The 21987-nt window shown below is 67.7% G+C and carries 20 protein-coding genes and 2 pseudogenes; 5 read left to right on the top strand and 17 right to left on the bottom strand.

What is annotated here, in order from left to right; genetic code table 11:
* From NKF06_RS01235 to cobN, 5 genes and pseudogenes are all read right to left on the bottom strand, one after another.
* Positions 1-484 (bottom strand): annotated as a pseudogene (locus tag NKF06_RS01235) (IucA/IucC family siderophore biosynthesis protein); the annotation flags it as partial.
* Between the two features lie 99 nt (positions 485-583).
* Complete coding sequence (locus tag NKF06_RS01230; RefSeq protein ID WP_253244273.1) at positions 584-1783, bottom strand: ABC transporter substrate-binding protein; 1200 nt, start codon at positions 1781-1783, stop codon at positions 584-586.
* Positions 1784-1858: 75 nt separating this feature from the next.
* Entirely contained in the window at positions 1859-2683 is an 825-nt protein-coding gene (locus tag NKF06_RS01225) for a cobalt-precorrin-7 (C(5))-methyltransferase (RefSeq protein WP_253244272.1), read from the bottom strand.
* Positions 2676-3356, bottom strand: a complete 681-nt coding sequence (locus NKF06_RS01220; RefSeq protein ID WP_253244271.1) for a precorrin-8X methylmutase — start codon at positions 3354-3356, stop codon at positions 2676-2678. The genes NKF06_RS01225 and NKF06_RS01220 overlap by 8 nt, the downstream gene beginning before the upstream one ends.
* Positions 3349-7209 carry a cobaltochelatase subunit CobN gene (gene cobN, locus NKF06_RS01215; protein WP_253244270.1) on the bottom strand — a complete coding sequence of 1287 codons (3861 nt, stop codon included), beginning with the start codon at positions 7207-7209 and terminating at the stop codon, positions 3349-3351. The genes NKF06_RS01220 and cobN overlap by 8 nt, the downstream gene beginning before the upstream one ends.
* A gap of 44 nt (positions 7210-7253) precedes the next feature.
* Here cobN and NKF06_RS01210 point away from each other — a divergent pair, with 44 nt between their 5' ends.
* Positions 7254-9362 carry a VWA domain-containing protein gene (locus NKF06_RS01210; RefSeq protein WP_253244269.1) on the top strand — a complete coding sequence of 703 codons (2109 nt, stop codon included), beginning with the start codon at positions 7254-7256 and terminating at the stop codon, positions 9360-9362.
* A gap of 36 nt (positions 9363-9398) precedes the next feature.
* On the opposite strand, the gene NKF06_RS01205 is transcribed toward NKF06_RS01210, so the two are convergent.
* The 11 genes and pseudogenes from NKF06_RS01205 to cbiT all read right to left on the bottom strand — a co-directional run bounded on the left by NKF06_RS01205 (position 9399) and on the right by cbiT (position 18160).
* Positions 9399-10637, bottom strand: coding sequence for a PQQ-binding-like beta-propeller repeat protein (locus NKF06_RS01205; protein ID WP_253244268.1), 1239 nt, complete (start codon positions 10635-10637; stop codon positions 9399-9401).
* A gap of 6 nt (positions 10638-10643) precedes the next feature.
* Complete coding sequence (locus NKF06_RS01200) at positions 10644-11027, bottom strand: DUF3209 family protein (RefSeq protein WP_042664700.1); 384 nt, start codon at positions 11025-11027, stop codon at positions 10644-10646.
* Positions 11028-11029: 2 nt separating this feature from the next.
* Positions 11030-12250, bottom strand: a complete 1221-nt coding sequence (locus tag NKF06_RS01195; RefSeq protein ID WP_253244267.1) for a CbiX/SirB N-terminal domain-containing protein — start codon at positions 12248-12250, stop codon at positions 11030-11032.
* Positions 12247-12969, bottom strand: coding sequence for a cobalamin biosynthesis protein (locus NKF06_RS01190; protein WP_253244266.1), 723 nt, complete (start codon positions 12967-12969; stop codon positions 12247-12249). The genes NKF06_RS01195 and NKF06_RS01190 overlap by 4 nt, the downstream gene beginning before the upstream one ends.
* A pseudogene (locus NKF06_RS01185) lies at positions 12966-13222 on the bottom strand (ferredoxin). Before NKF06_RS01185 ends, NKF06_RS01190 begins: the two are co-directional and overlap by 4 nt.
* A 1-nt stretch (position 13223) precedes the next feature.
* Positions 13224-14204: a precorrin-3B C(17)-methyltransferase gene (cobJ, locus tag NKF06_RS01180; protein WP_253244265.1), complete on the bottom strand. Its 981-nt coding sequence runs from the start codon at positions 14202-14204 to the stop codon at positions 13224-13226.
* A gap of 3 nt (positions 14205-14207) precedes the next feature.
* Positions 14208-15086, bottom strand: a complete 879-nt coding sequence (locus NKF06_RS01175) for an SAM-dependent methyltransferase (protein WP_253244264.1) — start codon at positions 15084-15086, stop codon at positions 14208-14210.
* Positions 15083-16063: a cobalt-precorrin 5A hydrolase gene (cbiG, locus tag NKF06_RS01170; protein ID WP_253244263.1), complete on the bottom strand. Its 981-nt coding sequence runs from the start codon at positions 16061-16063 to the stop codon at positions 15083-15085. Before cbiG ends, NKF06_RS01175 begins: the two co-directional genes overlap by 4 nt.
* Positions 16060-16905 carry a precorrin-4 C(11)-methyltransferase gene (gene cobM, locus NKF06_RS01165; RefSeq protein ID WP_253244262.1) on the bottom strand — a complete coding sequence of 282 codons (846 nt, stop codon included), beginning with the start codon at positions 16903-16905 and terminating at the stop codon, positions 16060-16062. Before cobM ends, cbiG begins: the two co-directional genes overlap by 4 nt.
* On the bottom strand, positions 16902-17609 hold the full coding sequence (locus NKF06_RS01160) for a cobalt-factor II C(20)-methyltransferase (protein WP_253244261.1): 708 nt from the start codon (positions 17607-17609) through the stop codon (positions 16902-16904). The genes cobM and NKF06_RS01160 overlap by 4 nt, the downstream gene beginning before the upstream one ends.
* Positions 17606-18160 carry a precorrin-6Y C5,15-methyltransferase (decarboxylating) subunit CbiT gene (gene cbiT, locus NKF06_RS01155; protein WP_253244260.1) on the bottom strand — a complete coding sequence of 185 codons (555 nt, stop codon included), beginning with the start codon at positions 18158-18160 and terminating at the stop codon, positions 17606-17608. Before cbiT ends, NKF06_RS01160 begins: the two co-directional genes overlap by 4 nt.
* A gap of 170 nt (positions 18161-18330) precedes the next feature.
* Between cbiT and NKF06_RS01150 the strand changes: the two genes are divergently transcribed.
* The 4 genes from NKF06_RS01150 (at position 18331) to NKF06_RS01135 (ending at position 20347) form a co-directional block, all read left to right on the top strand.
* Positions 18331-18516 carry a CbtB domain-containing protein gene (locus tag NKF06_RS01150; protein WP_042664716.1) on the top strand — a complete coding sequence of 62 codons (186 nt, stop codon included), beginning with the start codon at positions 18331-18333 and terminating at the stop codon, positions 18514-18516.
* 2 nt (positions 18517-18518) lie between these two features.
* On the top strand, positions 18519-19379 hold the full coding sequence (locus NKF06_RS01145) for a CbtA family protein (protein WP_253244259.1): 861 nt from the start codon (positions 18519-18521) through the stop codon (positions 19377-19379).
* Positions 19379-19720 (top strand): (2Fe-2S) ferredoxin domain-containing protein, encoded by a 342-nt coding sequence (locus tag NKF06_RS01140; RefSeq protein ID WP_253244258.1) that lies wholly within the window; start codon positions 19379-19381, stop codon positions 19718-19720. Before NKF06_RS01145 ends, NKF06_RS01140 begins: the two co-directional genes overlap by 1 nt.
* A 132-nt stretch (positions 19721-19852) precedes the next feature.
* Positions 19853-20347: an Lrp/AsnC family transcriptional regulator gene (locus NKF06_RS01135; protein ID WP_253244257.1), complete on the top strand. Its 495-nt coding sequence runs from the start codon at positions 19853-19855 to the stop codon at positions 20345-20347.
* Between the two features lie 96 nt (positions 20348-20443).
* Here NKF06_RS01135 and NKF06_RS01130 read toward each other — a convergent pair whose 3' ends face one another.
* Positions 20444-21856: an APC family permease gene (locus tag NKF06_RS01130; RefSeq protein ID WP_058828544.1), complete on the bottom strand. Its 1413-nt coding sequence runs from the start codon at positions 21854-21856 to the stop codon at positions 20444-20446.
* Positions 21857-21987 lie beyond the last annotated feature (131 nt).

The raw sequence follows: 21987 nt of genomic DNA, 5'->3' as shown, positions 1-21987 counted from the left end.
CCGCGTTGCGGAAGGTGGTGTCGAAGCCGTACAGTCGCTCCTCGTCGCCGCGGCGGGCCTCGACCGCGCGGGCGGTGTTCCGACAGCTCTCGACGACCCGGAGGAGCAGTTCGTCCACCGCGCCCGGTGCGTCGCGAGCGAGCGATAGCTCTTCGAGGAGCAATCGCGCAAGCCGGAGGTAGTCGAGGCCGAGGACCCGACCGTCCGGAAGGACGGAGACGCCGGGCCCGCCGAACAGGTGTCGGTCCCCGGCGGAATAGTACGAAAGCGGCACGAACACCTCGATACTCTGCTCCGGAAGGGAGAGTCGAAATCCCTGCCCACAGTCCGTTTCAAGCGGTGTCTCGGCCGCGTCGACGACCTCGTGACCGCCGATTTCGTGGAGGTAGCAGTTGAGGAAACTGTGCAACGTCGCTGACGCGGCGCGGTCGTCCGGGGCCGCGTCGGCCGCCGGTGTCCGTCCGGTATCTCGGCTGGTTGCCATGGTTTTAGGCTAGCCTAAAAATATATAAGAATTCTGGCGGAACGTGCCGCTCGACGGTGGAGCGAAACGGGAAAAGCGGGGCCGCGAAGCGGGACCGAACTACAGGTTGCCGTTGACGATGTCGCTGACGCGCTGGGCGTCGAACAGGCGCTCGTCGGCGTCGTACAGGGTCTGTGCGAGGCGGTCCGTCACGACAAGGTTCGTGATGGGGCCCTGGTAGAGCGCGCCGGCGCGGTAGACGTCGTCGTTCTGGACGGCGGTGAGTTCGCTCGCCACTTCGTGGTTCTCCATGAACGAGATGACCGTGTTCTGGAACTCCTCGCGGCTTTTGGCTTCCTGTCCGCGCAGGAGGAGCACTTCGGGATCGACCTCGAGGAGCGTCTCGAAGTCGACCGCGCCGCGGTTGCTGTAGAAGTCCTTCACGTCGGTTGTCGCGAGCGCGTCGTTGACCTTCAGGTCGTTGAGGTGCTTGAAGCTCGTCCCCTCGTCGATGATGTAGGGGTAGAACTCCTCGGGCTCGTCGCCGCCGCCCCAGACGACGGCGGCCGAGGGCCGTTCGCCCTGCACGGGGACGACCGGCGCGAGGTTCGCCTGGAACTCCTCGTGGACCTGTTCGAACGCCTCGAAGCGGTCCTCGCGCTGGAACACCTGTGCGAGCTTCTCGAACGCCTCGTAGAGGCTGTAGTAGCGGTAGTCCTCGTGCCACGCGTAGCCGCGCGAAAAGATGCTGTTACCGAAGAACGGGCCGACCTGCGTGCTGATCTCCTCGATATCGTCCTCGCTCCACTGGCCGCGGTTCAGGAGGAAGTTCGGGTCGGCGACGTGCACGTCCACGTTCATGTCGTAGAACTGCTCTTTGCCGACGCCGCTGTCGCCCCACAGCTGACGGATGGACGACTTGTCGACGCTCACGTCAGGAATCTCGTCGTAGTACTGCGTGTGGTACCGGCCGGGGAGCCAGACGCCCATCGGCGCGTCGAGGCCGAGCGCGATGCCCATGTCGGCCCAACTGCCGTTGTTCGCGATCCACGTCTCCGGGACCGAGTCGAACGTGACCTCGCCGACCGGCTCTATCGACACCGAGTAGGACTCCGACGCCTCGGTCGTCGTCTCGGTTTCCGTCTCTGCCGCCGTCTCGGTCGCCGTCGCCGTGGTCGTCTCGGCCTCGGACTCTGTCGTCGTCTCCGACCCGCCGCTGCCGGTACAACCCGCGAGCAGCCCGCCCGCGACGACCGCGCCGCCGTACTGCAGGTACTCACGCCGCGTCGATTCTCGACCGCTGTGTCCGTCGTTTGCCATGTCTTTTAGGCTTACCTAAATAGTTAAAACGTCTTCGAAATTTAGGCGAGCCTAACTACCGCCGTGCGAGGTGGCTCAGTCGGTCACCTCGACGGGCGCTCTGACGGCGAGGACCGAGAGGTCCGAGTACGGCGTCGAGTCGGGGCCGCTCCCGCCGGCCGAGTCGCGCAGGTCACCGAGCGTCGTTCGGGTGATTCGCTCGTCGTCGTGGGTCAGGTGTTCGAGCACGAGGGCGTCCAGCGACTCGTCCGCACCCGAGTCGAGGAGGAACTCGGCGATGTCGCCCGGCATCCAGTCGAACGGTCGCGGTAGGACGAGCAGGTGGCGCTCGCCGACCGCCTCGGCCAGTCGGTCGAGGTCGGCGTCGAGCGACCCGCTTTTGTGGAGCGTGACGAACCGCGTGTCCTCCATTGGCGTCCGGGCGCGACTCGCGGCTATCTGGAGCGACGAGATGCCCGGAATCACTCGTACCGGTCGCTCGACGGCCCGCTGGACCTTCCCGAGGAACTGGTAGCCCGAGTGGTTCGGGTCGCCCATGAGGACCGCCGTCCCACGCTCGCCGGCCGCGACGCGCCGGCCGAACTCGGCCAGCGCGTCAGCCTCGTCGGCGTAGCCGCAGGTGAACAGGTCGGCGTCGGTCTCGTCGGCCACGAAGTCGACGACCGTCTCGAAGCCGACGACTACGTCGGCCTCCCGAATCGCCCGCCGCCCGCGAGGTGTCAGGTACTCCGGGTTGCCGGGGCCGACGCCAACTGCGTAGACCGGTGCGTCGGTGGCCTCGGTACCGTCGGCGGCCCCAGTGCCCCCGTCGATTCCGTCGATGCTCGGTTCGGGCGCGGCCGCGGCGAACGTCGCCGGGTCCGGCCCCGAATCGAGGTCGTACGGGTCGTCCTCACTCATGGTCCGCGAGGTCCTCGTCGCCGTTGCGAACGTCGCTCGCGACGTGAATCAACTCGTTCGTGAGCGCGGCCGCGAGACCGCTCCCACCCCGCTTTCCGACGTTCGTCACCGCGGGCACGTCGTACTCGTCGGCGATTTCACGGACGCGTTTTCGGCTCTCTTCTGCCTTGACGAAGCCGACGGGCGTCGCGACGACGGCGGCCGGTCGGGTCCCGTTTTCGATGCAGTCGCAGAGCGCTAACGCGGCGGTCGGCGCGTTGCCGACGACCGCGATTGCGCCGTCGTAGACGCCCTCCTTGTCGAGTTCGAGCACCGCGGCCGCGGTCCGGGTCATGCCCGTTTCGGCGGCGAGTTCGGCGCCGTTGCCGATTGCCTTCCGCACCGGGCAGTCGTGACCGCGGCCGGTGATGCCGGCTTTCGCCATCGTGATGTCGGTCACGATGGGTCGTTCGTCGAGGACGGCTCTCGCGCCCGCGACGACCGGGTCGTTCTGACAGCGAAGGAGGTGCTGGAACTCGATATCGCCGGTCGAGTGGACCGCCTTCTGTCGGAGTCGGTCGTTCAGCGTCTCGTCGGGGACGAACGTCCGGACGATGTCCATGCTCGTCTCCGCGATGTCCATCGCGTCCCGGGTCGTCGCGCCGAGGTCGGCGTAGGCGTCTCGTTCAGTCATCGGATTGGGTCTGCGTCATCGCGTTCGTCGTGTTCGCTTCGAGGTCGCCTTCGACGGAGAGGTTGATGTCCTGCAGTCGCTCTCGCACGTCGCCGTCGGCGTCCCACAGGTCGCGGTCGATGGCTTCGAGGAACGTTGCGGTGATGCTTTCGAGCGCCCACGGGTTCACGTCGCGCAGCCACTCCTGTCGGTCCTCGTCGAAGGCGTAGGCGTCGGCGAGACGCTCCCAGAGCGTGTCGCTGACGACGCCCGTGGTCGCGTCCCAGCCGAGCGCGACATCGACCGTGGTCGAGAGGTCGCCCGCGCCCTTGTAGCCGTGTTCCTCCATGCTGTCGAGCCAGTCGGGGTTGAGGACGCGTGCTCGCATCGCCTTGCGGACCTTCTCCTCGTTCGTGTAGACGTTGACGTTGTCTGGGTCGCTGGAGTCGCCGACGTACGAGGCCGGGTCGCTCCCCGAAATCTCGCCGACGGCGGAGACGAACCCGCCGTGGAAGGCGTACCAGTCGGAGGAGTCGAACTCGTCCTGTTCGGCGGTGTCCTCGATTTTTACCGTGGCTTCGACCCCGCTCAAGCGGCGCTCGAAGGCGTCATGAGCTTCGGTCACCCGGCCGCGACTCCCGAGGGCGTAGCCGCCCCACTGGACGAACACGTCGGCGAGGTCGCTTCGGTCGTCCCACTCGCCCTCGTCGACGGCCTTGTTCGTCCCCGCGCCGTAGCCGCCGGGCGTCGTCGTGAACACGCGGTGTTTGGCCAGTTTCTCCGCCTCGTCGGCATCGACGCCTTCCGATTCGAACTCGGCGGCGTCCTCCTCGACGTGCTTTTTCACGTAGTTCAGCTCGTGGGGTTCGTCGAGTTCGACCACCGCGTCGACGGCGTCGTTGACGACGCTCGCGGCCTGCGGGAACGCGTCGCGGAACAGCCCCGAGACGCGGGTTGTCACGTCGATTCGGGGGCGGTCGAGTTCCTCTAGTGGAATCGGCTCCACGTCGTCGACGCGGCCCGCGTCGGTCCACACCGGTTCGACGCCCATGAACGCGAGCACCTGCGCGATGGTCTCGCCGCGGGTCCGGACCGTCGGCGTCCCCCACGCGACGACCCCGAACTCCTCGGGGTACTCACCGTGGTCGTCGTAGTGGCGCTCGAGGACGCCCTCGGCGACGCGCTCGCCGACGCTCCACGCCGGCTTGGCCGGGACTTTCCGCGGGTCGAGCGTGTAGAAGTTCCGCCCGGTCGGAAGCAGGTCCACCCCGCCGCGGGTCGGCGCGCCGGAGCCACCGGGGCGGACGTACTCGCCGTCGAGGGCGTCGGCGGTCTGCGGAATCTCGGCTTCCGCGGCCGCGACCCGCGGGGCTGCCTCGTCGCAGATGAACGCGAGCACTTCACGGAGGTCGTCGTGCGCGCCACGTTTCGCCCGCGCGTCGCCGAGTTGGTCGATATCGACGACGAGCAGGTTCATGTTCACCTCGTCGTCGGGGTCGGCGTCGACTTCCGACTCGGGCACGTCGAAGTCGCGTTCGGCGAGGGCCGACACCAGTTCGACGCACTGGTCGTAGACGCGGTCTGCGGCCTCCGAGAGGTACATCCCGAGGTCGTCGTCGTACGTCCCCGGCTCGTCTCGCATCCGGTCGTAGTCGACGCCCATGACGCCCGCGACGCTCTCGCGGAGGCTCGGCGTGTCGGCGTTCGGGAGGCGGGTGAGCGCGACGAGGTACTCCACGAGTCGGTCGCGCTCGGGCGGTTCGCCCATCGTGTGGAGGCCCATCCGAATCTGCGTCGTCTTCACGTCGGTCAGGTACTCGTGGACGCGCTCGACGAGTTCGTCGAACTCGACGGCTTCGGTGCCGCCATCGGCATCCGCGTCACCGGTTGCGTCGCCGATTGCGTCGGTGTCTTCGAATCCGAGTTCGACCGCGAGGTCGAGGTCGTCGATTGCGTCAACGAGGAGTTCGCGGAGCTGGTCGCCGCGTTCGGGACGGGCCTCGTCCATGCCCGCCTCGCGGTATTCGCGGGCGAGTTCTTCGAGGTCCGCGAGGTCGTCGTACGTCCCCGCGGTGCGCATGACCGGCGTGAGGTAGTCCACGATGGCCGCGTACGACCGGCGCTTGGCCTGCGTCCCCTCGCCGGGGTTGTTGATGATGTACGGGTAGACGTTCGGGAGGTCAGAGACTAGTTGGTCCGGCGCGCTCTCGCCGTTCAGGCCGACGGTCTTGCCGGGGAGCCATTCGAGGCTGCCGTGGGTGCCGAGGTGGACCACGGCGTCGGCTTCGAACGCCTCGCGGAGCCACGCGTAGAACGCCACGTAGTCGTGCGGCGGCTGGAGGTCCGAGTCGTGGTACACCTTCGAGGGGTCCATCCCGAACCCGCGCGGGGGCTGGACGGTCACGAGGACGTTCTCGAACTCGACGCCCGGAATCGCAAAGGGTCGCTCGGGCGGGTCGCCCCACTCCTCGACGATGTTGTCGCGGAAGCGGTCGTCGGCGTCGGCGAACCAGTCGGCGTACTGGTCGGGAGACACCACGTCGACGCTCAGGTCCCGCACGTCCTCGGGGGCGACCCAGCGGTCGTCGAGGGTCAACTGCGAGGTGAGGTCGTCGATGAGCGCCTGTCCGTCCGCGGGGAGGTCGCCGACGGCGTAGCCCCGACTCCGGAGTTCGGAGAGGAGGTTAACCGTGCTCTCTGGGCTGTCCATCCCGAAGGCCGTCCCGATGCCGTCGTCGCTCGGCGGGTAGTTATGGAGGACGACTGCGACGTTCTTCTCGTCGTTCGGCAGGTGGCGAAGCCGCGCCCAGTTGACCGCGAGCCGGGCGACGTGGTCCACGCGGTCATCGATTGGGAAGTGCTGTTTCGGCGCGCTTCCGACGCCGGCTTCGTCTTCCATCCGCTCTTTCCCGCTTATGGGATGGGTGATGACGTTGCCGTCGAACTCCGGGAGTGCGACCGACAGCGCGAGTTCGAAGCCCATCACGCCCGTGTCGCTCGATTCGTATCGGCTTCGAGAGCGCATGGTCGTGATTGCCTGCAACACGGGAACGCCGAGTTCGCTGAGGAACACGTCTTCTGCGTCCGCGCCCTCGTCGTCGGCGTCGCGGCCGCGCTCGCTCATCGACAGCGAGAACATGAAGGAGCTGACGACGGCGTCCACGACGGGGCCGTCGTCGTCCGAAAACCAGTTCCGCGCGACCCATTCGGCGTTCTCCTGTCCCTCCTCGTCGGTCGCGGGGTTGCAGAACGCCGGCAGGACGTTCGCGCCGACCGATTCCAGTCGCTCCACGAGCGCGTCCACGTACCGGGTGTTCGCGTGCGTCCAGTGGGACTCGTAGAACCAGACGCCGATGGTCGGCTTGTCGGGGTCGTGCGTATCGAGCAGTTCGTCGTACTCGACGCCGGGGTAGTCGGGGTGGTAGACGCCCTCTGTCGGGAGTTCGACCGGGTCGTCGACCTCGGTCTCGACGCCGGCGTACTCGGCGGCGAGGAACCGACAGAGGTTCTCGACGTTCACCGCGCCGCCGCGGTCGAGGTACTCGCAGACGCGCTCGCGATCCGCGGCGGCGACGGTCGTGTCCCGGCGCGCGAAGGCGTCGCCGGTGGCCTTGACGACGAGCGGCACGCCCGCCGCTTCGAGTCGTTCGACCGCGTGGTCGTAGCCAGGCATGCTGTCTTCGGCCCCGTGGAGCCAGAAAACGGCCGCCGTCGCCGACTCCAACTCGTCGACGAAGGCGTCCGCGTCGGTCACGTCGTCCAAGTCGCTCGCGGAGCGGACGACGAGGTCGATTCCGTCGAGTCGGCGCGCGGCCCGCTGGACCGCGCCCAACTCGTTTTCGGTCGCTGTGTACAGTCCGATTGTCGGTGTCATTGATAAAGTGTTATTGTCTTACTGCAAGTACGATTTCGTATTCGATGACGACTCAGATGCTGCCGTTTTCGGCTATCGTCGGGCAAGACGAACTGAAACGGGCGTTGTTGGCCGTCGGAGCCAACGACGACCTCGACGGACTCCTCGTTCGCGGCGAGAAGGGAACCGCGAAGTCGACCGCGGTCCGCGCCCTCGCCAATCTCCTGCCCGAACAGGAAGTCGTCGCTGGCTGTCCGTACGGCTGTCCGCCGGACCCGGACGACCCGGTCCGCCAGTGCGACTCGTGTCGCACCCGCGACGACCCCGCGGTCGAGCGCCGGTCGGTCCCGCTCGTGACGCTCCCGCTCGGCGCGACTCGCGACCGGGTCGCGGGCACGCTCTCGGTCGCCGACGCGCTCGACGGTGAGGCGTCGTTCGACCCCGGGCTCTTGGCCCGCGCGAACCGCGGCATCCTCTACGTGGACGAGGTGAACCTCCTCGACGACCACCTCGTCGACCTGCTTTTGGACGCGGCCGCGAGCGGCGTCAACCGCGTCGAGCGCGACGGGGTGAGCGTCGAACACCCCGCCGAGTTCACCCTCGTCGGGACGATGAACCCCGAGGAGGGCGACCTCCGCCCCCAACTCCGCGACCGCTTCGCCCTCCAGTCGACCGTCGTCGGGAGCCGCGACATCGACGACCGCGTGGAGATTATCGACCGGGCGCTGGCGGGTAGCGACGACCCGGAGACGGTCGACGACGCCCACCGCGAGGAGACCGCGGCGCTCGAAACCGTGCTTCGCGAGGCGACTGACCGCCTCGACTCGGTCGCGCTCCCGGTCGAGTTCAAGCGCGACATCGCCGAACTCTGCGTCGACGCCGGCGTCGAGGGCCACCGAGCCGACATCGCCATCGCCCGCGCGGCCCGCACTCTCGCGGCGCTCGACGGCCGGACGAAAGTCCTCGAAGGCGACGTGCGCGAGGCGGCCGCGCTCGCGCTCCCCCACCGACTGCAGAGTCGCCCGTTCGACGACGACCCGGACGTTGACGACGTGCTCGACGACCACTTCGACGAGGAGGCGGACCGGGACGACGACGGCGATAGTCACGGAGGAGAGGGGGGAAGTGGCGAGGAGCGGGGTGAAGGCGAAGGCGAGAGCTCCGACGAGGACGACGACGCCGCGCGAGAGGCTCCCGACGCCGATACTGGGGATGACGACGCCGGCGGCGACGACCGAGGTGGAGAAGTCGGCGGAGCCGACGAGAGCGGAACCGAAGACGGTGGTTCGGAAGACAGCACCCCCGAAGATGGCGATACCGACGATTCGGATGCCCCCGACGACTCCGGAGGCGACGACCCCGACGAAGCAACGCCGCTTCTCCCCGGACAGAGCCGGGCGGCCATCGGCGACGCCGAGCGACCGCCGGTCGAGGACTCGTCCCTTGACGCCGAGACGCCCGGTGACGGGAGCCGTGCCGCAGTTCGGGAGTCGCGGCAGGGACGAGGCTCGCGGGTGCGGACCGAACCGGCGACCGAGACCGACGACATCGACGTTCCCGCCTCGGTCCGGGCCGCGGCCTCGGCCGGGCGCTCCCACGTCACCCGGTCGGACCTTAGAACCGCAGTCGCCCGCGGATCGGCCGAGACGCTCGTCGTGTTCGTCGTGGACGCGAGCGCGTCGATGCGCGCCGCCATGCGGCGGGCAAAGGGAACCGTGCTGTCGCTCCTCGAAGACGCCTACGAACAGCGCGACGAGGTCGCCTTCGTCGCGGTCGCGGGCGACGACGCCGAGGTGTTGCTCCCGCCGACCGACAGCGTGACGCTGGCGGCGCGGCACCTGAAGGAACTCCCGACGGGCGACAGGACGCCGCTTCCCTCGGGACTTGACGCCGCCAGTCGGGTCATCGACCGCTCGGATGCCGACGCCGCGCTCGTCGTCGTCGTGACCGACGGCCGGGCCAACGTCGCGGACGGCAGCCCGACCGGACAGACTCGGTCGGCGGCGCGGAATCTCGCCACCACAGACACCTCGGTCGTCGTCGTCGACGCCGGCGACGACGGTATCGGCGTGACCGACATCCTCGTCTCCGAGACGGGCGCGCGGCGCATCCCGCTGTCCGACCTGTCGGCCGAGCGTGTCGCCGAAGCCGCGCGCTCCGTGGACGGGCAGTAGTCGGGGGTCGGTCGTCTCTTTTCGCATGGTGTGCTCCTATCGAATCGGTCGCGTGTGGAGTCGGTACGCCCCGCGAGTGACGCCCTCGTCGTGGTACTCGACTGGTTCTTCGACCACCGTGAGGATGCCTCCACCCGCGGCGATGGCGGTCGGGATGCCGGGGAGTCCCATCGTTTCGACGTGCCCCGCGTCGGGGGCGAAAACGTGGACGCCGTGGCGCTCGGCCTCTCGGTCCCGGAAGTGCTGGGCGGACGGCACGAACACCCGCGAGTCGGTAGTGACGGCCGCCCGTGCGAATCCGCCGGTGTCGCGGGTCCACAGGCGGTCACCCCCGTCGACCGAGACGCCGACCGCGGTGTGTTCGTCGGGATGTCGCGCGTCCGGGTCGCGGGTCGACTCGGCGAACGTGTTCCCCGTGACGAAGACGGCGGTCCCGTCGGCGACGCAGACGTGGTTCGGATAGGCGTAGACGGTCTCGTCGCCGACGCGGCGCTCGGTCGCGAGGTCGAGTTGCCACCGCGTCTCCCCGTCGAAATCGAGGAGATAGCCGCGTTTGTCGCCGTGGCTGGCGACGGCCAGCGCGTCGTCCGCGAAGGCCACGTCGCCGACGCGTCGGTCCCCGTCGGTGTCGGGGTCCCACGACGCGACCCGCGCTCCGGAGTGAGCGTCGAGGAGAACGAGGCCGTCCTGTTCGGGATTCGGACAGCGGTTGTACGCGACGGCGACGCGGTCCCCGTCGGCAGCGACCGCGATGGGCGACGCGTGGACGCGTCTGCGCCACGCGAGTCGGCCATCCCGGTCGAACCCGAGGACGACGCTCCGCCAGACCCGGTCCTCGCCGTCCCGCTCGTAGCGCCGGGCGGCGACGACCACTCTGTCGCCCGTCACCGCGAGGTCGACGACGTACGGCCGGAAGAACAGCGAGTCCTTCGTTGCCGTGCCCACGTCGTCGGCCGTCGCGTACGTCCAGCGGGCGACGCCTGTCTCGGCGTCGAGGACGCGAACCAGCCCGTCGCCGCCACGCTCACCGACGACGAGGAAGTCGTCGGTGGCGGTCATCGACACCACGGAGTGCTCGCCGCGCGCCTGCCAACGTTCGCCGGCGTGGGGTGCGGAATCGGCAGCAGCCTCCAGCGCGATGACGCGACTGTCCGCGGTCCCGACGAAGACGGCGTCGTCGGTCGCTTCGACCGCGGAGCGAGCCCAGTTGTGGCGGCTGCTCGCGGGCTCGACTTCCCCGAGATCGCGGCGGGCCGTGAGTGGGGACGGTGCCATCGGGAGTCAGTCCTCGACGGGGAAGGCGTCGTGGAGCGTGTGGTGCGCCTCCCCGAGGTCGTCGAGGAACGCATCGGCTCCCTCGCGGATGCGGCGCAGCGACCGCTCGGCGTCGCGGACGGCGACGAGTCGTCCCCGAAGGTAGCCCGATTGCGGGTCGTCGTCGTCTATTCGCGTCGCCTCCGCTTCGAGGTCGACGAGCGCGGCGTCGAGATGTCGCTGGGCCTCGTCGAGCGTGGTCGCGTTCGCGAGCGCCTGAATCGGGCCGGGGTCGGCGTCGCCGAGGTAGTCTTCGAGTTCGGCTTCGGCGTGTCGCTTCGCGTGTTCGTCGGTCGTTCCGGTGATGTTCAGGAGCGCCAGTCGGAGCGCTTCGAGTTCTGCACAGGCCATGATTAGAGTGATTGGTGGACGAGGTTCGAGACGATGCGGTCCCGTTCGAGATGGGACGAGACGATGCGGTCGGTGTCGTCGGGCGTCACGCCGCCGTACCAGACGCTGTCGGGGTAGACGGCGACGATTGGACCGTCGCCGCACTGGCCGAGACACGAACTCCGCGAGACGTGGACATCGCAGTCGTCGGCGTCGCGAACGCCCTGTCTAAGTTGTTCGAGGACGGTCGCCGCGCCGCTCGCGGCGCAGGTCTGGTTCGTGCACACCGCGACGTGTTTCTCGGGGGCGTCGTGGGCGTGCGGGTCGTCGTCCACGTCGCTTCGGTCGGCGTGTTCGGCCTGATGGACGAGCGAGCGGAGCATCGCGCGAGCGCCGCCCTCGTCGTCCTCGTAGCCGGCGAGTTCGACCTTGTACTTGCAGGTGTCGCAGGACATCTCGACGCTCCCCGAGCGCGCTTCTCGGTAGCGGTCGGCGAGCGTCTCGACCACCCGGTCGTCTGTGCCGAGCGGCCCCGACGCGCCGGCGTCGACGTAGGGGTACTCCTTGTCGAACGTCTCGGCTTTGTCCACGATTCGCCCCGTCAGCACGCCGTCGCCGAGCATGTACGGGAGGACGACGACCGCGTCCGGGCGGTCCTTGGCGACGGTGTGAAGCGTCTCCTCCAACCGGGGCGTGGTGACGCCGATGAACGCCGATTCGACGCGGGTGAACCCCCGACCCTCGTACAGCAGGCGCGCCAGTTTGTGCACGTCGCCGTTCGAGTCGGGGTCGCTCGACCCGCGGGCACAGAGCACGACCGCCACGTCGTCGTCCTCGCGGTCGACGCCGAGGTCGGACTCGACCGCCTGCACTCGCTCGTCTAACAGGTCCACGAGCGAGGGGTGGATGCCGAGGTGCGAGCCGAACCGGAACTCGGTGTCGTCGTGGGTCGCGCGGGCCCGCTGGACCGCAAGCGGCACGTCGTTTTTGACGTGGCTCGCGGCGAAAAGCGAGAGGGGGACGACGGTCATCGTCCGGCAGGTCGGTGCCATCGACTCGATTGCGTCGTCTATCGAGGGTTCGGCGAGTTCGATGTACGCCGCGTCAACCGGGATCGACAGCCGCGATTCCAACTTCGCGGCGAGCGTCCGAACCTGCTCGTTGGACTCCTCGCGGCGCGAGCCGTGGCCGACGAGGAGCACCGCGTCGTCGTCGAGCGCCGGGTCCGGTCGTTCGAGGCTCATGCGTTCTCGGCCTCTTCGAGGCTGCGGACGAGCTTTCGACGCCGCGTCGGTGCGAACAGGCTCGTCTCGTCGCTCCCCTCGTAAACCCACTCGCCGAAGCCGGCGGCCGCGTCGTCGTCGATGCCGAACCAGTAGCCGCCCGACGAAGTCTCCTGAATCGGGCCGGTCGGGGCGTCAACGGGGCAGGCGTCGAGCAGTCGGTCCACGGTGTCGAGGAGCGCCCGGTCGTCGTGGACGAACGAGATGCCGACCGTCCCCGACGAGGATTTGAAACAGACCGTCCCGCAGGATTCGAGGAGTCCCCGAAGGAGTTGTTTTCGCCGGGCTTCGAACACGTCGAAGCGGTAGCCGCCGTCGTCGTCGCCGACGGGGAGCCCGAACGCGGCGCTCGCGCTTCTGACCACGTCGCCTTCGACCATGACGTGGTACTCGTCTTTGACGCGGGTGACGGCGGTGTTGTGGGCGTACTCTCGCTCCGTCTCCCGGCGGTCGATTTCGCCGCCGCCGGCGATGACTGCGAGGCGGTTCGCACAGGTCTCGTCGTTCGTCAGCGCCGTGAACTGTCCCGGCTCGACCGTTCCGCCGCCGGCGACGTGGCCCCAGAGATAGGCCGTCTCGGGCGCGCTTTTCAGGAGGTCGTCCGCGGGGGCGACGCCGGAGTCCACGCTCGCGTCCGAGTCGGCGTCCGCGGCCGAGCCGTCGGCGTTCGCGTCGCTCACGCGTCCACCTCCCGGACCGAAATCGCACCTGGCGGACAGGCTCGCGCCGCGAGCGTCGCGTCGTCGTCGTCGGCTTCGGCATCACCTTCGAGGAGAGCGACGACGCGCTCGTCGTCTGCTCGACGCGCACGACGCCAGCCGCGTCGGGGTCGATTGTGGCGAGTCCGTCGTCGTCCTCGACGAACCGGCCGTCGCGGGCGAGACAGGCGAAGATGCCGTCGCAGGCGTCTCGGTCGATTTCGATTTCGAACATCTCAGTACTCGTACTTCTGCTCGTAGCCCCGTGGCGTCACCATCCGGTCGTCCCAGACGTACGTCTCCTCGTTGCCGACCAGCAGCGTCGTCGTCATGTCCACGAGGTCGGTCTCGCCGAGGTCAGGGAGTTCGCCGAGTTCGACGATTTCGACTTCCTCGTCGTCGCGGCCCGCGCCGTGGACGATACCGACAGGCGTGTCGGGCGCGCGGTGTTCGAGGAGAATCTCGCAGCACTTCTCGTAGTTCGACCGGCGCTTGCGGCTCCACGGGTTGTAGATAGCGATAGTGAAGCCCTCCTTGGCGGCCGCGTGGAGGCGCGATTCGATGGTCGGCATCGAGGTCAGGTGGTCCGAGAGGCTGATGGTCACGGTGTCGTTGACGAGCGGCGCGCCCAGTCGGGCCGCGCAGGACTGCGCCGCCGGGACGCCCGCGACCACGTCGAAGTCGACCATGCTCGCGGTCGCGCCCTTCGATTCGAGGATTTCGAGCGCGAGACCGGCCAGCGCGTACACGTTGGGGTCGCCGCTCCCGACGATTGCTACGTCGTTGCCGGCGAGCGTTCGGTCGACCGCCTCCTCGGTCCGGGAGACCTCGCCGCACATCGGCGTCGAGTAGATGTCCTCGGCGTCCTCGACGATGTCGTCGGGGAGGAGTTCGATGTAGGTCGTGTAGCCGACGATGTGATCGGCCTCGCGGAGCGTGTCTTTCGCCAGCGTAGTCATCTCGCTCGCGCGACCGGGACCGAGGCCGACGGCGACGAGTTGCCCCGGTTCGCTGTCGAAGTCCTCGACGGTCGCTTCGACCTTCTCCGCGGTCTGTTCTTTCTTCGACCCGCCCGAACTGCCGCCGCACTTCGAGGATGACTCGTCGTCGGACTTCGAGGACGACGCGCCACACTTCGATTCTGCGTCGGCCGAGTCGGTCGATTCCGCAGTCGCTCCGCCGCACTTCGATTCGGTTGTCGTGTCTGATTCGCTCATGGATTAGAAGTCGTCGACGTCGCGCCCGCCGCGGGGCGTGACGAGGTACGTTTCGTAGTCGTTGCTCCAGGGTTCGGTCTCGTGGGTGCCGATGAGAATCGAGGTCCCCATCCCGCCCACGTCGTCGTCGTGGGCCTTCGCGTCGCCGAGGGTCGTAATCGAGAACGTCTCGTCGTCCAGATTTCGCCCGGCATCGCCCCGACCGGCGTCGTTGAAGATGCCGACCGGCACGTCGTCGGCCCGCTCCTCGCGGACCACGTCGATGGCGCGTTCGTAGTTCCGCCAGCAGTTGTACAGGACGATGACGAAGCCGCTGATGGCGGCCGCGCGGAGTTTCTCCTCGATTTCGTCCCAGCCGCGCCACTTGTCGGACAGCGAGACCGTACAGAAGTCGTTCGACAGCGGCGCGCCCATCATGGCCGCGCCGCCGAGCGCCGCGGTGACGCCGGGGACGATTTCGATGGGCACGTCGGTCGCCGCGTCCGTCTCCGCCATCGTGAACACGAGGTCGGACTTCCCGTAGACGTTCGGGTCGCCGCCGGAGACGTGGACTACGTCCTCGCCGTTCCGGACGCGCTCGAACGCCTCGCGGGTCAGTTCGACCTGCTTTCCCATCGACGAGCGGACGACCTCCGGCCCCTCGTCGCTTTCTTCGGGTGGGAGGGTTCCGTCGTCTCGGAGGAACTCCTGATAGAGGTTCGAAGCGACCACGCAGTCCGAGGTCGAGACGAGTTCCTTCGCTCGCTTCGTCATGTGGTCGGGGAGGCCGGGACCGATGCCGACGACATAGAGGGTTCCGTAGTCGTCTGGGTCCTCGTCACGGTTGCGGTTGCGGTCGCTGGAGTCGGACGCCGGTTCGGTCGGCTCGTCGCCGTCACTCATCGTCCCACCGCCACGGTCACGGCGTCGTCGTAGCGCCGCTTTTCGACGACCAGTTCGTGGTCGCGGCCGCCGGCGATGGCGCTCGCCTCGGCGATACCGGGCCAGCCGATGAGTTCCTTCGACCGCGAGGGCGTCGGCCCCTCGAACTCGGTGAGGGTCTCCTTTTCGAAGTAGACGACGCCCGCGCCGATTTCCTCGGCGGCGTCGAGCATGCCGGATTCGTCCGCCTTTCGCGTGCCGGTGGCGACGAACTCCACGTCGTCCCAGTCGCGGTCGGCGTCGTCGAGCGCGCGCTCCCACGCCGTCAGGAACTGCGCTTTCTTCGCGCCGGAGACGCTGCCCGTCCCGAGGACGACGCCGTCGTCGCCGTTGCGCTTCAAGACGGTCACGTCGTCGCCGACGAGGACCGCCTTCGGGCCGTCGAGTCGGGCGACGGGACCGAGTTCGTCGTTAAGGACGGCGAGGTTCGTCGCCACGGTCGAATCGCCGTTGACGACGTGGGAGTCGAGCGCCTTCGCCTTGCTCTCGACGCCCTGCTTGCCCGCGGCCTCCGAGGCGGTCGTCATCGCCGGGACGGCCCCGAGTTTCGAGAGGTCGTGGGCGACCTGATTCGCGCCGTGGTGGCCGCCGGTGAGCGGTATCGCCCACGTCAGTTCCTCGTCGACGACGACGACCGCCGGGTCCTCCCACTTGTCGTCGAGGAGGCCGGCGGTCTTCCGCATGGCGATGCCGCTGGCCATGAGGCCGACAAAGCAATCGTACTCGCCCCAGTGCTCGGCGAACACGTCGCCGTGGTAGGTGAGGACGTCTATCCGGTCGTAGTCGTCCGCGAGGTCGCGCTTGATTTCCTTCGCCGTGTCGAGTTTTCGCTCGAAGCTGACGATGGCGATTTCGTCGGCCACCTCGCCGTCGCTGTCGGGAGTGCTACAGTGGCCGCTTCCGGAGTCGGTGTCGGAGTTAGAGTCTGCGTCGCTCATTGCGCATCACGCTCCTGCGGTTCGGAATCACCATCGGGTTCGTCGTTCGGTGCGTCGCCGCCGCGGGCCCAGTCGCCGTAGAGGAACGACCGCTCGTAGTCAGAGCCGTTCACCGCCTCGCCGATGATGACGAGCGCCGAGGCGCGGTAGCCCGCGTCTTCGACCCGCTCGCCGATGGTCTCGATGGTGCCCTCGATGACGTCTTCGTCCGGCCAGGAGGCGTGGTAGACGACCGCGACGGGCGTGTCGGGGTCGTGGCCCTCGTCCAGCAGCCGGTCCATCGTCTCGGCGACGGCGTGCGTGCCGAGGTAGATACAGACCGTGGTGTCGCCGAAGCCGACAAACTCGCCGATGTGGTCTTCCTCGGGCGAGAGTGTCCGGCCCTGCGGCCGAGTGAAGACGACGTGGTTCGAGATCTCGTTCAGCGTCAACTGGGTTCGGAGCGTCGCGCTCGCGGCGAACGCCGAGGTGACGCCGGGGACGAGGTAGCTCGGAACGCCCGCCTCGGCCAGCGCGTCCATCTGCTCTAAGGCGGCCCCGTAAATCGACGGGTCGCCGCTGTGGAGTCGGACGACGGTCCGACCCGACTCGTAAGCGTCCGCCATCAGCGGAATCAGCTCTTCGAGGTCCTTGCCGACGCTGTTGACCTGCTCCGCGTCGGCGCAGAACTCGTCTAAGAGTTCGCTGTTGACGAGCGACCCCGCGTGAACCACGAGGTCGGCGTCTTCGACGAGTTTTCTCCCGGCGACGGTGAGTAGGTCCGGGTCGCCCGGTCCCGCGCCGACGAAGGGAATTCCCTCGTCGTCGGTGACGCCGGTGTCGGCCTCGCCGTCGACGCTCACGCCGACCCCCCCGATTCGACGCCGTCGAACGCGGCGGTCGCCACGTCGCGCTCGACGCCCTCGCGCTCCGCGTACGCCAGCGTGTAGTAGTCGCGCTCCGCGAGTTCGTCGGGGTCGTCGGTGACGACCGTCTCGCCTTGCTCCATGAACAGGCGGCGGCCGAACCGAACGTCGTAGCCCGCCTCGGTCAGTTTCTCGTGGGTCGCCGGCGCGTCGGTGACCTTGAACAGCACCATTCGGTCGGGACCGGTCGGCGCGGCGCCGTTGGCGGCCTCGCGGAGCGCGAGCCCGGTTCCGGACTCGATTTCGACGCCGAGCGCGGTCGTGAATGCCGTCATCGCGCTCACGCCGGGGACGACTTCGAGGTCGACCTCGGGGTGGAACGCGTCGAGGGTGCGGCGGAGGTGTCCGAACGTCGAGTAGACGTTGGGGTCACCCAGCGTCACGAACGCCACGTCCTCGGACTCGGCGCGAGCGGCCACCTCGGCGGCGGCCTCCTTCCACGCGCGGCGAAGTTCGTCGGGGTCGCGCGTCATCGGGAAATCGAGGTCGCCGATACGCTCTTCGGGGACGTGGTTCAGCGCGACCGTCCGCGAGAGTCGGCCGGGCGAGTAGACTACCGCCGCAGATTCCAGCAGTCGCTTCCCCTTGACGGTCACGAGGTCGGCGTCGCCGGGGCCGAGGCCGATGCCGTAGACGGTCATAGCCCCTCCGCGTCGCGTCGACCGACGACGACGTACACCGGGTTGTTCGACCGGAAACTCGTCGCGCCGGCGAGTTCGTAGCCGTGGCTCACCTGCAACTGGACGACCTCCGAGAGCAGGTCGCGCTCGCGGAACGCCTCGATGGCGTCGCCGGCGGGTTCGACCCGCGAGACGTTCATCACAACACGGTCCACGCCGGTCTCGACGGCGTGGTCGAGGACGGACTCGAAGTTCCGACTCCCGCCGATGAACAACGCGTCGGCGTCAGCCGGGAGGCCGTCGGGAGCCTCCGCCTCGCGGAGCGTCACGTCGGCGTCGTACTCGTTCGCCGCGAGGTTCTTTCGCGTCACGTCCAGCCGCTTCGGTTTCCGTTCGACGGCGGTCACGCGCTCGACCCGCCGGGCCGCCTCGATGGTGACGGAGCCGGTACAGGAGCCGACGTCGACGAAATGGTCCGTCGGCCGCAAGCCGAGTTTGTCGAGCGTGACCGCTCTCACCTCCGGTTTCGTGGGTCCCGCCTTGGCGTCGTGCGGGAGCGTTACCTGTGACATTCGACTCGACAATCCGGGCGCGGTTTGAAAACAATTGTGCTTGGAGTACAGCAAATTAACTTTCATAAAACTGCCCCGATGAGTTATTAAATCTAAGTTGCTGAATTGCAATCTTGGTTGTCTTCGAAAGTTTTACAAGCAGACTTGGTTTTCATCAATCTGAGTTTACCATGGCTACGGCGAACACCGTCAACGGTCGAATCGAACGCGCTCGTACCGAGCTATCCCCCACGCAGATGGCTGCTGGAGCCCTCTTTATCGCCGCGCTGGGCTTTACGCTCCTGTTCGTGCAGGACCCGCTCGTCCACGACTCGCTGCACAACTTCCGCCACGCGGCCGGTATCGCCTGTCACTAACCATGTTCGCCCAGTACCTGACGCGGGGGGTGAAGGCGGGGTTGGTCGCCGGACTGGTGTTCGGCCTGTTCATGGCCGTCGTCGCCAACCCTCTCGTCGCCTACGCGGACGAACTGAACCACGCCACGGTTGAGGAGAGCGGTCACAGCCACGAGGCGGAGAGCGCCCACAGCCACGGGTCCGAAGGAACTCACAGCCACGAGTCCGAAGGAACTCACAGCCACGAGTCCGGTGACTCTCACGCCGGCGAAGGCGGCGGCCATCACGACACCGCGGTGTCGATGGCGGTCACGAAGGCCGTGAGCGTCGCGGCCGGCGGGCTGTGGGGCGTCGTGCTCGGCGGCGCGTTCTTCGGGGTCGCGTTCTTCTTCCTCGAACCGGCGATTCCGGGTCCCGACGCCGCGAAGAGCTACCTGATGGGCCTCGCGGGGTTCATCACCGTCTCGGGCGCGCCGTGGCTGGTCCTCCCGCCGGCCGCGCCGGGCGCGGAGCAGTCGCTTTCGGTGGCGACGCGGCTCCCGCTCTACGCCGGGATGATGCTCGCCGGCGCGCTCGCTTGCCTCTCGGCGGGTTACGCCTACACCCGCTTGCGCGAGTCGAGCGGCCTCCCTGCGGCCATCGTCGGCGCGGTCGTTCCGTTCAGTCTGCTCGCGGCCCTCGCCGTCGTCGCCCCCGAAAACGCGATTCACGGGGCGCTGTCGCCGACGCTTGAAACCGGACTCACCGGACTGTTCGCGTTCGGGCAGGTCCTCCTGTGGCTCGTCCTCGCGGCGGCGCACGCGTGGTTCCGGCTGTCGAGTGAGTCCGAGTCCGAATCGGCGATTCCGACCGCAGGCCGGGACTCGGCTCCTGCGGCCGACTGATGCGCGACCGAACCGACGAAATCCGCGAGCACGGCTTCACGGACCACGTGTTGGTCTGTACGAACAGCCGAGAGTCCGAGTACGCCGACTGCGCCGAGGCCGACGGCACCGCGGTGTACGACGCGGTGACCTCGTGGTTGCGCGACCGTGGCGTCTTCTGGTCGCGGGTTCAGGTCGCCGAAACGAGCTGTCTCGGCCTCTGTAGCGCCGATGGGGCCGCGGTCGCCATCCACCCGCGGAACCGGTGGTACTCGGACGTTCGCCCCGACGACGTGCCGTCGTTGTTGGCCGAGGTGTTCGGTCCAGACGCGTCGAACCTCGGCGTTCAGCCCACTCGCTGATCGCGGAGTGCGGGGTCGACGACCTCCAGCGACTGCTTCACCCTCCTTCCCATTCTCGGCTCGCCGTTATCCCTCGGCGAAACTGGGGTTGAACGCAGAACAATAATATCGGTGCACTCCTGATTACGGTTCATGGACGAGAAGGACCTTCGAATTCTCAAAGCCATCGGGACGCTCGAATCGGGGAGTCCCGACCGGATAACCGAGGAGACCGGCATCCCGAAGTCGACCGTTCACTACCGCCTCGAACGGCTCCAAGAACAGGGCATCATCAAGAACGACATCTTCGATATCGACTTCGAGAAGGCCGGGCTGAACCTCACGCTCATCACCGAAGTCTGGGCGGAGTACGGTTCGGAGTACCACAAGGAGGTCGGCGACAAACTCGGCGAGGTGCCCGGCGTCAATCAGGTGTACTTCACGCTCGGTGACACCGACTTCGTCCTGATTTCGCACCTCGCCTCGCGCGCGATGGTCGAGGACCTCATCTCCGAGTTCGAGGAGATAGACGAGATTTCGCGGACGAGTTCGACGTTCGTCATCACGACCATCAAAGACGAGCCGAACCCGCTGAACGACTACGAACTCGAAGAACTGAAAGACGCCCTCCTCCCGGACGTGGCGTAACGCGGTCCGTGTCGACTCCGCGAGCGCGATGACTCGCACCCGTGCCGCACCCGAACGCTACCGAAACCGAACCGCGCTTCGACCGCCGGAAGCGGATTAGTCTTCGAGTTGCTGGGCGCTCAGGTGCGCTTTGGCCTCCGTCCGGGTCGGGAGCCCGCCGGCAACGGCGAGTAGGACGACGCCGAGCAGACACCAGCCGCCGACCATCGCCCACTCGTAGGGCCACGCCAGCGCCGAGGGTGAGCCGGGAAGGTACAGGCCGACGAAGAACACTGTCAGCAGCAGACCGAGCGCGCCGACCGCGTATCCCGCGGGGAGCTTGAACGGCCGGTCGAAGTCGGGGTTGCGGTACCGGAGTACGAGGAACGAGACGACGACGAGGAGCCACGCCGTCACCATGCCGAGACCGCCGGCGTTGACGACCCACACGAGCATCTGCTCGCCGAACAGGGGCGCGAGCGCCGCGAGGCCGCCGACGAGCACGATTGCGGTCGAAGGCGTGTCGTGGTCGTCGTGAATCGTCGCGAGCCGCTCGGGGAGCATGTTCGAGTCGGCCATCGCGTAGATGGCGCGACTGGCACCGAGGACGAAGCCGTTCCAACTCGTGAGGATGCCCGCGAGGCCCGCCAGCGCCATGATGCGGCCGATGGTCACGCTGTCGAACGCGATTTCCATCGCCGTCGCCGCGGGGAGCGAACTCTCGACGAGCGTCGCGCCCGTGGCGACCTGTCCGGCGGCCCAGATGACGGCGATGTAGAACGCGGCGGCGCAGGCGACCGAGAGGCCGATGAGCCCGCCGAGGAGCTTCGGCGACACGTCGGCCTCACCCGCGGCCTGCGGAATCACGTCGAAGCCGACGAACATGAACGGCGTCATGATGGCGACCGTAAACACGCCGCCGATGCCGGCTCCTGCGAGCGGCGGCGAGGACGGCGAGGTGCCGTTGAACAGCGCGCCGAGGAGGAGCGTCAAGCCGGCCAGCGTGATGACGAGCGCGAGAATCGCCTGGAACTGCGCGGCCGGGCGGACCCCCCGGTAATTGAGGTACGTGATAACCACGGAGCCGATGACGCCCGTCGCCACCCACGTGCCGTAGACCGGCTGGCCGGCGACCGTCCAGAGTTCGAACACGTTGAAGCCGGGGACGATGTACGCGAGGGCGCTCGGGAGCGCCACCGCCTCGAACGCGACGACGCTGATGTAGCCGAAGATTATCGCCCACGTACAGACGAACGAGCCGGCCGGCCCCAACGCCCGCATGCTGTAGACGTGTTCGCCGCCGACGAAGGGCATCGCCGAGGCGAGTTCGCCGTAGATGAGCGAGACGACGAACACCATGAACCCGCCGAGGACGAACGCCGAGATAGCGCCGGTGACGCCGCTCTGGTCGATAAAGTACCCTGTCTGCACGATCCAACCCCATCCGATCATTGCCCCAAGCGCGAGCACGAACACGTCGCGCTTCGAGAGGACGCGTGAGAGTTCTCCTGTCATGGTTGTGAGTGACATCACCACATTCTAACTTACCCACTATATATCTTACTGTGTTCAATTTTTAGATAGAATTAGGAACACAGTTCAATAGTAACGCGTCGTCTGGGACGACAAACCGGGCGACGATTCACCGGAAAATCGCCAAA

It is taken from the genome of Haloferax sp. AB510, assembly GCF_024136985.1.
Taxonomy (GTDB): domain Archaea; phylum Halobacteriota; class Halobacteria; order Halobacteriales; family Haloferacaceae; genus Haloferax.
Note: the sequence above shows the minus strand (reverse complement) of the source record. Positions and strands in the feature narration are given on the sequence as shown.

Excerpts from the sequence above, each read along its gene's own strand:
- NKF06_RS01135 (WP_253244257.1), top strand. The coding sequence starts at position 19,853 with ATGGACGAGAAGGACCTTCGAATTCTCAAAGCCATCGGGACGCTCGAA.
- cobN (WP_253244270.1), bottom strand. The coding sequence starts at position 7,209 with ATGACACCGACAATCGGACTGTACACAGCGACCGAAAACGAGTTGGGC.
- NKF06_RS01225 (WP_253244272.1), bottom strand. The coding sequence starts at position 2,683 with ATGAGTGAGGACGACCCGTACGACCTCGATTCGGGGCCGGACCCGGCG.
- NKF06_RS01140 (WP_253244258.1), top strand. The coding sequence starts at position 19,379 with ATGCGCGACCGAACCGACGAAATCCGCGAGCACGGCTTCACGGACCAC.
- NKF06_RS01220 (WP_253244271.1), bottom strand. The coding sequence starts at position 3,356 with ATGACTGAACGAGACGCCTACGCCGACCTCGGCGCGACGACCCGGGAC.
- cobJ (WP_253244265.1), bottom strand. The coding sequence starts at position 14,204 with ATGAGCGAATCAGACACGACAACCGAATCGAAGTGCGGCGGAGCGACT.
- cbiT (WP_253244260.1), bottom strand. The coding sequence starts at position 18,160 with ATGTCACAGGTAACGCTCCCGCACGACGCCAAGGCGGGACCCACGAAA.
- NKF06_RS01150 (WP_042664716.1), top strand. The coding sequence starts at position 18,331 with ATGGCTACGGCGAACACCGTCAACGGTCGAATCGAACGCGCTCGTACC.
- NKF06_RS01160 (WP_253244261.1), bottom strand. The coding sequence starts at position 17,609 with ATGACCGTCTACGGCATCGGCCTCGGCCCCGGCGACGCCGACCTCGTG.
- NKF06_RS01200 (WP_042664700.1), bottom strand. The coding sequence starts at position 11,027 with ATGGCCTGTGCAGAACTCGAAGCGCTCCGACTGGCGCTCCTGAACATC.
- cbiG (WP_253244263.1), bottom strand. The coding sequence starts at position 16,063 with ATGAGCGACGCAGACTCTAACTCCGACACCGACTCCGGAAGCGGCCAC.
- NKF06_RS01145 (WP_253244259.1), top strand. The coding sequence starts at position 18,519 with ATGTTCGCCCAGTACCTGACGCGGGGGGTGAAGGCGGGGTTGGTCGCC.
- NKF06_RS01205 (WP_253244268.1), bottom strand. The coding sequence starts at position 10,637 with ATGGCACCGTCCCCACTCACGGCCCGCCGCGATCTCGGGGAAGTCGAG.
- NKF06_RS01175 (WP_253244264.1), bottom strand. The coding sequence starts at position 15,086 with ATGAGTGACGGCGACGAGCCGACCGAACCGGCGTCCGACTCCAGCGAC.
- NKF06_RS01230 (WP_253244273.1), bottom strand. The coding sequence starts at position 1,783 with ATGGCAAACGACGGACACAGCGGTCGAGAATCGACGCGGCGTGAGTAC.
- NKF06_RS01210 (WP_253244269.1), top strand. The coding sequence starts at position 7,254 with ATGACGACTCAGATGCTGCCGTTTTCGGCTATCGTCGGGCAAGACGAA.
- NKF06_RS01130 (WP_058828544.1), bottom strand. The coding sequence starts at position 21,856 with ATGTCACTCACAACCATGACAGGAGAACTCTCACGCGTCCTCTCGAAG.
- NKF06_RS01195 (WP_253244267.1), bottom strand. The coding sequence starts at position 12,250 with ATGAGCCTCGAACGACCGGACCCGGCGCTCGACGACGACGCGGTGCTC.